The following is a 12,462-nucleotide window of genomic DNA, read 5'->3' as shown; positions in this document are numbered from 1 at the left end:
CAGTGGGGGAAATCCCTGATGCACAGCTACAAATGCACAGGGCATCCGAAGATGCCCTGTGGTAGTGCCTGCTTCAGGCAGGCTTAGCCGATGCGCCCCGGAATGCGCGGGGTAGGCACCGATACGTCCGCATTCTGTGCGCGGTGGCGCAAGGCATGGTCCATCAACACCAGCGCCAGCATGGCTTCGGCAATCGGCGTGGCACGGATGCCCACGCAGGGATCATGCCGTCCAGTGGTCTGCATCATGACGGCCTGACCGTGTAGGTCGATCGACCGGCGTTCCTGCGGGATGCTGGAAGTGGGCTTGATGGCGATGCTGACCCGGATATCCTGCCCGGTGGAGACCCCGCCCAGCACACCCCCGGCATGGTTGCTGGCGAAGCCTTGCGGCGTCAACTCGTCGCAGTGTTCAGAGCCACGCTGTGCCACCGAGGCAAAGCCCGCACCGATCTCTACGCCTTTCACCGCGTTGATACCCATCATGGCGTGGGCAATATCGGCATCCAGCCGGTCATACACTGGCTCGCCCCAGCCCACCGGTACCTGCTCGGCCACCACTTCGATGCGTGCGCCGATGGAATCGCGAGCGGCACGAATCTCGTCCATATAAGCTTCCAGCTGCGGCACCACACTGGTATTGGGAGCAAAGAAGGGGTTGTTGGCCACTTCGTCCCAAGACTCAAAAGGAATGCTCACCGTGCCGAGCTGACTCATATAACCGCGAATACGGATGCCGAAGCGCTCTGTCAGCCACTTGCGGGCAATTGCCCCGGCCGCCACGCGCACTGCCGTTTCGCGTGCGCTGGAGCGGCCACCGCCCCGGTAATCCCGCACGCCATACTTGTGCCACCAGCTGTAATCCGCATGGCCGGGCCGGAAGGTGTTGGCGATCTTGCTGTAATCCTGACTGCGCTGGTCCTGATTGCGAATCAGCAGCGCAATCGGCGTGCCGGTGGTGCGCCCCTCGAACACGCCGGAGAGAATCTCCACCGTATCCGGCTCCTTGCGTTGGGTCACATGGCGGGAGGTGCCCGGCTTGCGACGGTCCAGCTCGGCCTGGATATCCGCTTCGGTCAGCGCCAGTCCGGGCGGGCAGCCGTCCACAATGCAGCCAATGCCGGGACCGTGGCTTTCGCCAAATGAGGTGACACAGAACAGATGGCCAAACGTATTACCCGACATGATGCGACACCGACCCTGGCTAATTCGGAAAAGAGTTTGAGTGTAACACAGGCCACCCTGCCCTCGCCCCCGCCACACTCATAAGGTTAGATGCATTCGCTATTTCCATATGGCGAGCGATTCCACTATGCTGTGACCAGACCAAATACCGCCTTGCTGCGGCAACATGACGAGGACCTCCCCCATGCGTATCGCTCAAAACGTGACGGAACTGATCGGCAACACCCCGCTGGTCAAGCTCAACCGGGTCAACGCGGCCCAGAACGCCACCATCGCCGCCAAGCTGGAATTCTTCAATCCGGCACACAGCGTGAAAGACCGCATCGGGGCCGCCATGATCGACGCTGCAGAAGCCGCTGGCCTGATCAAACCGGATACCGTCATCGTTGAGCCCACCTCTGGCAATACCGGCATTGCCATTGCCATGGTGTGTGCAGCGCGGGGGTACAAGTGCGTGCTGACCATGCCGGAGAGCATGAGCAAGGAGCGCCGCATGCTGCTGCGTGCCTACGGTGCCGAGCTGATCCTGACTCCGGCGGCTGAAGGCATGGGCGGCGCCATCAAGAAGGCCGAGGAGCTGGCAGCCAGCGACCATCGTTATCTGATCCTGCAGCAATTTGCCAACCCGGCCAACCCGGAGATTCATCGCCGCACCACGGCAGAAGAAATCTGGCGCGACACCGATGGGCAGGTGGACATCATCGTTTCCGGTGTTGGCACCGGCGGCACCATCACCGGGGTGGGTGAAGTCCTGAAGGAGCGCAAGCCCGGCCTGCAGGTGTTTGCCGTGGAGCCGGACGCTTCCCCCGTGCTGTCCGGCGGCCAGAAAGGCCCGCACCCGATCCAGGGTATTGGTGCCGGTTTTGTACCAGCTGTACTGAATACAGGGGTTTACGACGGCATCGTGCGCGTCAAGAATGACGATGCGTTTAACACCGCGCGCCGCATGGCGGCAGAAGAAGGCCTGCTGGTAGGCATATCCAGCGGTGCGGCGGTATGGGCCGCCACCGAGCTGGCCAACCAGCCGGAGAACAAGGGCAAGCTGATCGTGGTGGTGATCCCGTCGTTCGGCGAGCGCTACCTGTCCACCGCGCTGTTTGAACACCTGGCCGGTTAAGCCTCGACACCATCAGGGGCGCAGAGCCTGCGCCCCTCGCTGTCCTCATGGACACCCCAGCCGAGGTGGCGTGCCAATTGGCAAGCCAAAGTCTCGGCATCCGCAATGGGCGCATGGCTGCTGCAGATAAACTCGATCACATTGACCCTGTCCGGCAGGGCTGGGCCGGTGTGGTAGTTACCCTGTGTATCCGCCTGGGCCAGCACCACTTCCAGCCACGGCAAACCTTCAGCGGCCCTAAACGACTGTGGCCCGCTTTGCTGCAGTTGCGGGCAGGCCAACAGCCAGGACAGGGCGGCTCCAGTGTCGGCCATGCGGCTATAATCATCCGCGCCACGCAAGGTCAGGTACCAGGTCATGGCGCGGCGATGCTGCGCGCTTAGCTGGCCAGCGCTTCTTCCAGCACGGCGATGAAGCGGGCATTCTCTTCCGGCAGGCCGATCGACACCCGCAGGCAGTCGTGCAGGCCATAGTTGCCCAGCGGGCGCACGATGACGCCGCGTTGCAGCATGAAGCGGTTCAAGGCAGCCGCGTCACCACAGTGGAAGGTCACAAAATTGCCGCTGGCAGGGATAAAGCTGACCCCCAGACGCACAAAGGCATCGGTCAGCTGCTTCATGCCTTGTCGGTTGACCTCAACCGAGCGGGCCAGAAAGTCTTCGTCGTCCAGTGCCGCCACTGCAGCAGCCTGGGCCAGACTGTTGACGTTGAACGGTTGGCGTACCCGGTTAATCAGGTCGGCTACCTCCGGCTGCGCCAGCAGGAAGCCCACCCGCAGCCCGGCCAAGCCGTAGGCTTTGGACAGGGTACGGCTGACAATCAGGTTGGGGAAGCGCTGCAGCCAGCCAATGCTGTCGGCGCGCTGCGCGGGGTCCAGGTACTCGGTATAGGCTTCATCCAGCACCACCAGCACACGGGCAGGCACCTGCTCCATGAACTCCAGCAGCTCACCCGGGCGCAGCAAGGTGCCGGTCGGGTTGTTCGGGTTGGCGATGAACACCAGTTTGGTATCCGGGCGGATGGCCGCCAGCATGGCCGGCAGGTCATGCCCGTAATCCTTGGCCGGAACCGCAATGGCTTGCGCACCGACAGACTGCACGGCCAGCGGGTACACCGCAAACGCGTACTGGGCAAACACGGCAGAGTCCGCCGCGGTCAAAAAGGTACGGGCAATCAGCTCGAGCGTATCGTTGGAACCATTGCCCAGCACCACGTGCTGCGCACTCACGCCAAACTTGTTGGCGATCTTGTCCTTCAGCGCAAATGCACTGCCATCCGGATAGCGGGCGATGTCCTCCGCTGCGGCCAGCATGGCCGCCTTGGCTTTCGGGCCCATGCCCAGCGGGTTTTCATTGGAAGCCAGCTTGACGATGCTGGCCTCATCCAGCCCCATTTCACGGGCCAGCTCGGAAATCGGCTTGCCCGGTACATAAGGGGCAATCGAACGAATATATGCAGGGGCGAGTTCAGTGAACGACATGATTGTGTTTCATCCAGTACGTGATGGCGAACATCCAGCCTGTTTCTGTTTTGGTGTTACAGCCGCACGGTCTTTGCCGTGTCGGTTTTGACATTTTGTTTAGAGCACGGCCACCGGGTACGAACCCAGTATCTTCACAAACGCCGCACGCTCACGCAGCGCCTCAATGGCATCCTGCACCTGGGTCTGGCTGTGGTGGCCTTCTACATCCACAAAGAAGACATACTCCCACAAACCGGTACGTGAAGGCCGCGACTCAAACTTGGTCATCGACACCCCACGCTCGGCCAGCGGCGCCAGCAGCTGGTGTACGGCCCCCGGCTGGTTGCGGGCCGACATCACCAGTGAGGTCTTGTCATGCCCAGACAGCGTGGCATCGTGCGTACCCAGTACCAGGAAACGGGTGGTGTTGTTGGGCTCGTCCTCGATATTGCGGGCGAGGAAGCCGAGATTGAAACGCTCTGCCGCTGCCTCACCGGCAATCGCAGCAAAGCGACTGTCTTCCGCAGCCAGACGCGCCGCTTCGGCATTGCTGGCCACCGATACCCGCTCCACATCCGGCAGATGCTTGTTCAACCATTCGTGGCACTGCGCCAGCGACTGCGCATGCGAATACACCTTTTCGATGTGGTCCAGCGACGGCACCGAGCGCAGCAAATGCTGATGGATGCGCAGGATCACTTCGCCACAGATCTGCAGCGGGGTTTGCGTCAGCAGATCAAGCGAACGGCCCACCGCGCCTTCGGTCGAGTTCTCCACCGGCACCACCGCATAGTCTGCCTCGGAGGACTCACACACCCGGAAGACTTCGTCAATGGAGGCGCACGGCAGCAAACGCGCAGCATGACCAAAATGCTTGAAGCTGGCGGACTCGCTGAAAGTGCCCGCCGGCCCCAGATGGGCGATGGTCAGCGGTTTTTCCAGCGACAGGCAGGCCGACATGATCTCGCGGAACAGCCGGGCGACGGTTTCACCGCTCAGTGGGCCCGGATTCAGCTCCTTGATCCGGCGCAGCACCTGCGCCTCGCGCTCCGGGCGGTAGATGATACCGCCGCCTTTGATCTCGCCAATGGCGCGCGCATGCTCGGCACGCTGGTTGAGCAATTTCAGGACCTGCTGGTCCAGGCTATCAATCGCATCGCGATGCTGCTTGAGGCGTTCCTCGGACATATCGCCTCCTTAACCGCGCCGTTGCGCGAAATCCCGCATGAAGGCGACCAGGGCTTCCACCCCGGCCAGCGGCATCGGGTTGTAGATGGACGCACGCATGCCCCCCACCACCTTGTGCCCCTTCAGCTGCAGCAACCCTGCCGCCTTGCTCTGCGCCAGAAAGTCTGCATTCAGCGATTCATCACGCAGGCGAAACACCACATTCATGCGTGAACGCGCCGGGGCGTCCACTGGGGCAAAATAAAAACCGCCGCAATCATCCAGGTAGCGGTACAGCAGGTCCGCCTTGGCTTTGTTCAACTTCTCGATACCCGCTACGCCCCCTTGCTGCTTCAACCACTTGAACACCAGCCCGGCCAAGTAGATGCCGTAGGTGCTTGGCGTGTTGAACAGCGAACCTGCATCCGCATATTTGCGGTACTGCAGGGTGATCGGGGTGATCGGCAAGGCGTGATCCAGCAAGTCATCGCGCACGATCACTACGGTGACCCCGCTGGGGCCAATGTTTTTCTGCGCGCTGGCGTAGATCAGGCCAAAACGGGATACATCCACCTCACGCGAGAGGATGTTGGAGGACATGTCCGCTACCAGCGGCACCGCGCCGACATCCGGAATATCCTGAAACTCGACGCCATTGACGGTTTCATTCGGGGTGTAGTGCACATAGGCGGCACGCGGGTCCAGTTCCCAGCGGCTACGGTCCGGGATGCCGTGGAAAGCATCGCCCGCACTGCTGCATACTTCGCGCGCTTCACCATAGCGGGCGGCTTCCTTGACCGCCAGCGTCGACCAGTGACCGGTGTTGACGTAATCCGCGCGGCCAGTACGGCCAATCAGGTTGAGCGGCACAGCAGAAAACTGCCCTTGGCCACCGCCTTGCATGAACAACACCTGATAGTTGTCCGGAATCGCCATCAGTTCGCGCAGATCGGCAATCGCTTCGTCAATGATCTGCTGGAATTCGCCGCCGCGGTGGCTCATTTCCATCACGCTCATGCCTGAACCGTGCCAGTCCAGCAATTCCGCTTGCGCCTGCTCCAGCACGACACGCGGCAGCATGGCCGGTCCTGCCGAGAAATTGAAAATCGACATGCCCTTCAACCCTTGCCGGGCTCACCCGGCATTCCTGGTTACCGTGACGGAGCGTGCTGCAGCTTATTCTTCAGCCACCGGGCTCGTTCCATCTTCCCCTTCCGTCTCGATGACTTTGGCCAGTCCGGTCAGGATTTCGCCCTCATCCAGATTGATCAGCGTCACGCCCTGTGTGGCGCGACCCATCTCACGAATCTCGCTCACCCGGGTGCGGATCAGCACCCCGCCGGTGGTAATCAGCATGATTTCATCGGTCGCCTCCACCAGCGCGGCGGCCACCACCTTGCCATTGCGCTCGCTGGTCTGGATGGCGATCATGCCTTTGGTGCCGCGACCATGCCGGGTGTACTCGGTGATCGAGGTGCGCTTGCCGAAGCCATTTTCGGTGGCGGTCAGTACCGACAGTGTCTCGTTTTCGGCCACCAGCAGCGCCATCACCTTCTGGCCGTCTTCCAGTGCCATGCCGCGTACACCGCGTGCACCGCGCCCCATGGCACGGACATCATTCTCGTCAAAGCGAACCGCCTTGCCCGCATCGGAGAACAGCATCACGTCGTGCTGGCCGTCGGTCAGCGCCACGCCAATCAGGTGATCACCTTCATCCAGCGTCACGGCGATGATGCCGGCCTTGCGCGGGTTGGCAAAGTCGGACAACGGGGTCTTCTTCACCGTACCCAGCGCGGTCGCCATGAAGATATAGCGGTCGTCGGTGAACTCACGCACCGGCAACACGGCAGAAATCTTTTCACCTTCGGACAGCGGCATCAGGCCCACCATCGGGCGACCACGGGCATTACGCGCACCCTGTGGCAACTCATAGACCTTGAGCCAGTACACCCGACCTGCATCCGAGAAGCACAGGATGTAATCGTGGGTATTGGCCACAAACAGCTGGTCGATGAAATCATCGTCCTTGGTGCTGGCGGCCTGCTTGCCGCGCCCGCCGCGCTTCTGCGCCCGGTAGTCTTCCAGCGGTTGCGCCTTGATGTAGCCGGTGTGGGACAGGGTCACCACCATGTCTTGCGGTGCGATCAGGTCTTCGGTGCTCAGATCCTGCGCATTGCGCACGATCTCCGAGCGGCGACCATCACCATATTGCGATTTGATCAGGGTCAGCTCATCGACGATGATGGCGGTCACCCGTTCCGGACGGGCCAGAATGTCGAGCAGATCGGCAATACGGTCCAGCACTTCGCGGTATTCATTGACGATCTTGTCCTGCTCCAGCCCGGTCAGGCGTTGCAGGCGCAGGTCCAGAATCGCCTGGGCCTGTACTTCGGTCAGGCGGTACCCTTGTTGCGACAGGCCAAACTCAGGCGCGACATCATCCGGGCGGGTGGCATCGGCCACCGCGCGAGACAGCATCTCTTCCACCAGCGCCGAGCGCCACTGGCGATCCATCAGCGACTGCTTGGCAATCGCGGGCGTTGCCGCTGCCTTGATCAGGGCGATGATCTCGTCCACATTGGACAGCGCCACCGCCAGGCCTTCCAGCACATGGCCGCGTTCACGCGCCTTGCGCAGCTCGAAGACGGTGCGACGGGTCACTACCTCGCGGCGGTGACGCAGGAAGCATTCCAGCATCTGCTTCAGGTTCAGCAGGCGCGGCTGGCCATCGACCAGCGCCACCATGTTCATGCCAAAGGTGTCCTGCAACTGCGTCATCTTGTACAGGTTGTTGAGCACCACGTCGGCATTTTCGCCGCGCTTGAGCTCAATCACCACCCGCATGCCGTCCTTGTCGGACTCATCCTGAATGTGCGAAATGCCTTCCAGCCGCTTTTCGTTGACCAGCTCGGCTATCTTTTCCAGCAAGGTGCGCTTGTTGACCTGATACGGCAGCTCATCGACCACGATGATCTGCTTGTTGCCCTTCTCCATGTCTTCCACATGGCAGCGCGCCCGCATCACCACGCGGCCTCGGCCTGTCCGGTAGCCCTCGAATACACCGGAGACACCGTAGATGATGCCCGCAGTCGGGAAATCCGGCGCCGGAATCAGCTCGATCAGCTGGTCGATCGACATTTCCGGGTCTTGCAGCAGCGCCAGGCAGCCGTCGATCACCTCACCCACGTTATGCGGCGGGATATTGGTCGCCATGCCCACCGCGATACCGGAGGCACCATTGATCAGCAGGTTGGGAATGCGCGAGGGCAGGATCAGCGGCTCATCCAGCGAGCCATCGTAGTTGGGGCCGAAATCGCAGGTTTCTTTTTCGATGTCCTGCAGCAGCTCGTGCGCAATGCGGGACATGCGGATTTCGGTATACCGCATCGCGGCGGCATTATCGCCATCCACCGAACCGAAGTTACCCTGGCCATCCACCAGCATGTAGCGCAAGGAGAAATCCTGAGCCATGCGCACAATGGCGTCATACACGGCGATGTCACCGTGCGGGTGGTACTTACCGATCACGTCCCCAACGATACGGGCGGACTTCTTGTAAGCCCGATTCCAGTCGTTGGACAACTCGTGCATGGCGTACAAAATGCGGCGATGCACCGGCTTCAGGCCATCGCGTACGTCCGGCAAGGCGCGCCCCACGATGACGCTCATGGCATAGTCGAGGTACGACTTGCGCATTTCCTCTTCAAGGCTGACCGGAAGGGTTTCTTTGGCGAATTGATCCATGAGGGGCTATAGCAGCTTTAAAGGACTGAAACCCTGCGAGTGTACCATGAGCGCCCCACCTGCTCTAGCACGGCATCAGACCCCTGCCCAAGCATTCAGGTATGCATAAAGCATGAAAGACTGTAAAATAGTGTTGTAAACCGTTGGAAAAGCGCAAAATTCACGTCTCGTTCAGCTTTCCCGGCTTGTCGGGTTGAACTTTTGCGCTACAATTCGGACCAACAACGCTGTATGCCGTACAAGATTTACTGGCAGCTGCCCTGTTGGCAGTCGTTAGCCGCCAGCCGCAATTGACTTAGCTGAGATGGGAGTACACCTGTGATGAAAAAAAGCAAACTGAGCCTGATGTTGGCTGCCGCCGTGATGACCATGGGCGTTTCGGTCAGCAGCATGGCACATGACAGCGACCCGTATTCGGGTGACGCCTACCTGACCGACACCCGTGGCAAGGTGGTGCGCAACGCCTATGACGAATGCTGGCGCACCGGCTCCTGGACTCCGGCCAAGGAGATCTGGGGTTGCGGTGGCGCTGCTCCGAAGAAAGACGCACCGAAGGCTGAAGTGAAGCCGGAAGTGAAGCCGGTTGCCCAGCCGAGCGGCCCGCAAAAGCCGGCCTTCGAAAAGGTGATGCTGTCTGCTGAAACCCTGTTCGACACCAACAAGGCCGTGATCAAGCCGGAAGGCAAGGCTTCGCTGGATGATCTGGTCAGCAACCTGCAGAAGTTCCCGGAAGTGGAACTGATCCTGGTGACCGGCCATGCCGACTACCGTGGTTCCGACAAGGCCAACATGACCCTGTCGCAAAAGCGTGCTGATTCCGTGAAGGGCTACCTGGTCTCCAAGGGCATCGCTGCTAACCGCGTTCAAGCCGAAGGCAAGGGTGAATCCGAGCCGGTTACCCACGCTGGCGACTGCAAGGGCAAGAAGGGCTCCGCCCTGTCCAGCTGCCTGCAGCCGGACCGTCGCGTGGTGGTGGAAATCGCCGTGCAGCGCGAAGTCAAGTCCAACTAAGTCTGGACTGTCTGCAAAAAACCCCGCTGCGGCGGGGTTTTTTGTTATCGGGTTCAGCTTCTGTCCAGACTGCAAGGAACAATATGGCTGGACCCGACTCTGAACCTGACTTTGACTGCTGGAGTGTACCGTGCGCGCCCTGCATCACCTGACTTTGAGCCTCACCTTGCTGTCCGGCATGACCTTGGCCGATGGCCTCGATCAGTTGAACGCCTGGCTCACCGATACCGCCCCCATGCGCGCCCGCTTCACCAAGGCGGTGGCCGAGAAAGGTCTGGGGCCGGAAGTCAGCAGTCTGTTTGGCGAGCACTATATGGAGGGGGACTTTCTGCTGCAGCGCCCTGGCACGTTCCGCATGGAATACCGCCAGCCCAACTGGCTGATGTATGTGGGTAATCTGCAGGAAATCATGGGGGGTGACGGGCGGCGTAACAAGATGGACATCTGGCCACTGGACAGCGCCCTGAGCAGCTTCCCCGAAGCCTATCTGGCCAACCCGGACAAGCTGCAGCAGGATTTCACCTTGACCGCCGCCAAGGCACACGACGGACTGGAATGGGTAATCGCTCTTCCGCGTCAGGCGCATAGTCCACTCCGACGTATTGAATTAGGCTTGGCCGAGCAACAGATACGCCAGATGGTGACCGTCAATCGTTACGGGCAGCACACTCACTATGTGTTTGGCCGCTTCCAGCCCTGCCCGCCGCTGTAATCTTGCGCGATCCCCTATGGCACAAGCCCCCATCCATGAAACAATAGGCAGCGACTGCCTGCGCTGCCTGATTTCACCGACATGAGCACCTTATCCATGAAACTGTTGTCCCGCCTCGCCCTGATCCTACCGTTATTGGCCGGTGTAGCCGCTGCCGATGGCATGAGCCAGCTGAAAGCGTTTCTGGATGGGGGGCAATCCGCCAGTGCCGTATTCACCCAGACGGTAGTTGGCAAACAGAAGCGCCAGCAATCCAGCGGCACCTTCGAGCTGCAGCGCCCCGGCAAATTCCGCTGGGAATACCTCAAGCCCTTCCCACAGCTGATTGTCAGCGATGCCAAAAAGGTCTGGGTGTACGACCCCGATCTGGAGCAGGTCACCGAGCGCAACCTCACCCGCGCCATTGGCGACACCCCAGCTGCCCTGCTGGCAGGCTCCAATGAGCTGGAAAAGGGCTTCAGCCTCAAAGCGGCGGGTAGTCATGATGGCCTGGAGTGGGTGATTGCCACCCCCAAGGATGCAGAAAGCACCTTCAAGCAGATTGAGCTGGGCTTTACCGAGAACCAGCTCAAGCGCATGGTGATGCAAGACCAGTTCGGCCAGACCACCACGGTCGACTTCAGCCAGATCCAGCGCAACCCCAAGCTGGACCCCAAACGCTTTGAGTTCACCCCACCCAAGGGGGCTGATGTCATCAAGGACAAGGGCTGAGATGACTGGAGACCTGTTCAGCCAAACGCCGCCACCACCGCTGGCCGAGGCGCTGCGCCCGCAGCATATTGATGAGGTAATAGGCCAGCGCCACCTGCTGGGGGACGGCAAGCCCTTGCGGCTGGCGTTTCAATCCGGCAAACCGCACTCCATGATCCTGTGGGGACCACCCGGCGTCGGCAAAACCACCCTGGCCCGCTTGACTGCGCAGAGCTTTGATTGCGCCTTCATTGCACTTTCTGCGGTGTTCTCCGGCGTGAAGGACATCCGCGCGGCGATGGAGCAAGCCGAGCACAATCTGCAGCAAGGTCGGCACACCATCCTGTTTGTCGATGAAATACACCGCTTCAACAAATCGCAGCAGGATGCGCTGCTGCCCTACGCCGAATCCGGGCTGATCACCTTTATCGGTGCCACCACCGAGAACCCCTCCTTTGAGGTCAACGCCGCCCTGCTCTCGCGCGCCCAGGTCTACGTACTGCAGCCCTTGAGTGACGAAGAGCTGAAGCAGCTGTGGCAGCGGGCACAGCATAGCGCTGTGAGCGATCTGCAACTGGACGATGCCGCGCTGGATACCCTGGTCGGCTACGCCGATGGCGACGCCCGCCGCTTCCTCAATCTGCTGGAGCAATGCCGCACGGCGGCGCGGACCTCCGGCATTGAGCAGGTGGACAGCGCCTTCCTGCAAGAAGCCCTCACCCTCAATGCCCGCCGGTTTGACAAGGGTGGCGATCAGTTCTACGACCAGATTTCCGCCCTGCACAAGTCCGTACGCGGCTCCAGCCCGGATGGTGCGCTGTACTGGCTGTGCCGCATGCTCGATGGCGGCGCCGACCCGCTCTACCTCGCCCGCCGCATCATCCGCATGGCGTGGGAGGACATCGGCCTGGCCGACCCACGCGCCATGCAGATCGCCAACGACGCCGCGTTGACCTACGAGCGGCTGGGCTCCCCCGAAGGCGAACTGGCCTTGGCACAAGCGGTGATCTATCTCGCCGTGGCCGCCAAAAGCAATGCTGGCTACACGGCCTACAACCAGGCCAAAGCCTTCGTCAAACAGGACAAGAGCCGCAGCGTGCCGGTACACCTGCGCAATGCACCGACCAAGCTGATGAAAGAACTCGGCTACGGCCACGCCTACCGCTACGCCCACGACGAGCCCCATGCCTACGCAGCAGGAGAAACCTACCTGCCGGACGACATGCCCGCCCCACACTGGTACCAGCCCACCCCGCGCGGACTGGAGAGCAAGATCGGCGAGAAGCTGGCACAACTGCGCAAGTGGGATGATGAGGCTGCCGGCAAAAGCCAAGCATGACAGTACGCTGCCTTGCCCCACGCTAGCACACAACCC

General features: G+C 61.1%; 11 protein-coding genes. 5 read left to right on the top strand and 6 right to left on the bottom strand.

Annotation, left to right across the window (positions count from 1 at the left end; genetic code table 11):
- Positions 1 to 83: 83 nt before the first annotated feature.
- Positions 84 to 1,184, bottom strand: a complete 1,101-nt coding sequence (gene aroC / locus ACE3O2_RS06910; RefSeq protein WP_374336000.1) for a chorismate synthase — start codon at positions 1,182 to 1,184, stop codon at positions 84 to 86.
- Between the two features lie 184 nt (positions 1,185 to 1,368).
- Between aroC and cysK the strand changes: the two genes are divergently transcribed.
- Complete coding sequence (gene cysK / locus ACE3O2_RS06905) at positions 1,369 to 2,301, top strand: cysteine synthase A (RefSeq protein WP_374335998.1); 933 nt, start codon at positions 1,369 to 1,371, stop codon at positions 2,299 to 2,301.
- Here the strand turns inward: cysK and ACE3O2_RS06900 are convergent.
- The 5 genes from ACE3O2_RS06900 to gyrA form a co-directional block, all read right to left on the bottom strand.
- Positions 2,298 to 2,660: a hypothetical protein gene (locus tag ACE3O2_RS06900; RefSeq protein WP_374335996.1), complete on the bottom strand. Its 363-nt coding sequence runs from the start codon at positions 2,658 to 2,660 to the stop codon at positions 2,298 to 2,300. The genes cysK and ACE3O2_RS06900 overlap by 4 nt on opposite strands.
- 20 nt (positions 2,661 to 2,680) lie before the next feature.
- Positions 2,681 to 3,781, bottom strand: coding sequence for a histidinol-phosphate transaminase (hisC, locus tag ACE3O2_RS06895; protein ID WP_374335994.1), 1,101 nt, complete (start codon positions 3,779 to 3,781; stop codon positions 2,681 to 2,683).
- A gap of 99 nt (positions 3,782 to 3,880) precedes the next feature.
- Positions 3,881 to 4,951 (bottom strand): prephenate dehydratase, encoded by a 1,071-nt coding sequence (gene pheA / locus ACE3O2_RS06890; protein ID WP_168875636.1) that lies wholly within the window; start codon positions 4,949 to 4,951, stop codon positions 3,881 to 3,883.
- A 9-nt stretch (positions 4,952 to 4,960) separates the two neighbouring features.
- Positions 4,961 to 6,043 carry a 3-phosphoserine/phosphohydroxythreonine transaminase gene (gene serC, locus ACE3O2_RS06885; RefSeq protein WP_374335992.1) on the bottom strand — a complete coding sequence of 361 codons (1,083 nt, stop codon included), beginning with the start codon at positions 6,041 to 6,043 and terminating at the stop codon, positions 4,961 to 4,963.
- 63 nt (positions 6,044 to 6,106) lie between these two features.
- Positions 6,107 to 8,674 carry a DNA gyrase subunit A gene (gyrA, locus tag ACE3O2_RS06880; RefSeq protein WP_374335990.1) on the bottom strand — a complete coding sequence of 856 codons (2,568 nt, stop codon included), beginning with the start codon at positions 8,672 to 8,674 and terminating at the stop codon, positions 6,107 to 6,109.
- Positions 8,675 to 8,995: 321 nt separating this feature from the next.
- Between gyrA and ACE3O2_RS06875 the strand changes: the two genes are divergently transcribed.
- From ACE3O2_RS06875 to ACE3O2_RS06860, 4 genes are all read left to right on the top strand, one after another.
- Positions 8,996 to 9,685: an OmpA family protein gene (locus ACE3O2_RS06875; RefSeq protein ID WP_205881867.1), complete on the top strand. Its 690-nt coding sequence runs from the start codon at positions 8,996 to 8,998 to the stop codon at positions 9,683 to 9,685.
- 130 nt (positions 9,686 to 9,815) lie between these two features.
- A complete protein-coding gene (locus ACE3O2_RS06870) occupies positions 9,816 to 10,397 on the top strand; it encodes an outer membrane lipoprotein carrier protein LolA (protein ID WP_374335986.1) in 582 nt (193 codons plus the stop codon).
- 96 nt (positions 10,398 to 10,493) lie between these two features.
- Positions 10,494 to 11,108, top strand: coding sequence for an outer membrane lipoprotein chaperone LolA (lolA, locus tag ACE3O2_RS06865; protein WP_205881868.1), 615 nt, complete (start codon positions 10,494 to 10,496; stop codon positions 11,106 to 11,108).
- Position 11,109: 1 nt separating this feature from the next.
- The gene (locus ACE3O2_RS06860) at positions 11,110 to 12,426 is read left to right on the top strand and encodes a replication-associated recombination protein A (protein WP_374335982.1); all 1,317 of its coding nucleotides are present in this window, start codon (positions 11,110 to 11,112) and stop codon (positions 12,424 to 12,426) included.
- Positions 12,427 to 12,462 lie beyond the last annotated feature (36 nt).

Source organism: Leeia sp. (assembly GCF_041909055.1).
GTDB classification, from domain to species: domain Bacteria; phylum Pseudomonadota; class Gammaproteobacteria; order Burkholderiales; family Leeiaceae; genus Leeia; species Leeia aquatica.
The sequence above is the reverse complement of the archived record's forward strand: the minus strand, read 5'-3'. Positions and strand labels throughout refer to the sequence as shown.

Coding starts and splice junctions, on each gene's coding strand:
- aroC (WP_374336000.1), bottom strand. CDS start 1,184: ATGTCGGGTAATACGTTTGGCCATCTGTTCTGTGTCACCTCATTTGGC.
- cysK (WP_374335998.1), top strand. CDS start 1,369: ATGCGTATCGCTCAAAACGTGACGGAACTGATCGGCAACACCCCGCTG.
- ACE3O2_RS06900 (WP_374335996.1), bottom strand. CDS start 2,660: ATGACCTGGTACCTGACCTTGCGTGGCGCGGATGATTATAGCCGCATG.
- hisC (WP_374335994.1), bottom strand. CDS start 3,781: ATGTCGTTCACTGAACTCGCCCCTGCATATATTCGTTCGATTGCCCCT.
- pheA (WP_168875636.1), bottom strand. CDS start 4,951: ATGTCCGAGGAACGCCTCAAGCAGCATCGCGATGCGATTGATAGCCTG.
- serC (WP_374335992.1), bottom strand. CDS start 6,043: ATGTCGATTTTCAATTTCTCGGCAGGACCGGCCATGCTGCCGCGTGTC.
- gyrA (WP_374335990.1), bottom strand. CDS start 8,674: ATGGATCAATTCGCCAAAGAAACCCTTCCGGTCAGCCTTGAAGAGGAA.
- ACE3O2_RS06875 (WP_205881867.1), top strand. CDS start 8,996: ATGAAAAAAAGCAAACTGAGCCTGATGTTGGCTGCCGCCGTGATGACC.
- lolA (WP_205881868.1), top strand. CDS start 10,494: ATGAAACTGTTGTCCCGCCTCGCCCTGATCCTACCGTTATTGGCCGGT.
- ACE3O2_RS06860 (WP_374335982.1), top strand. CDS start 11,110: ATGACTGGAGACCTGTTCAGCCAAACGCCGCCACCACCGCTGGCCGAG.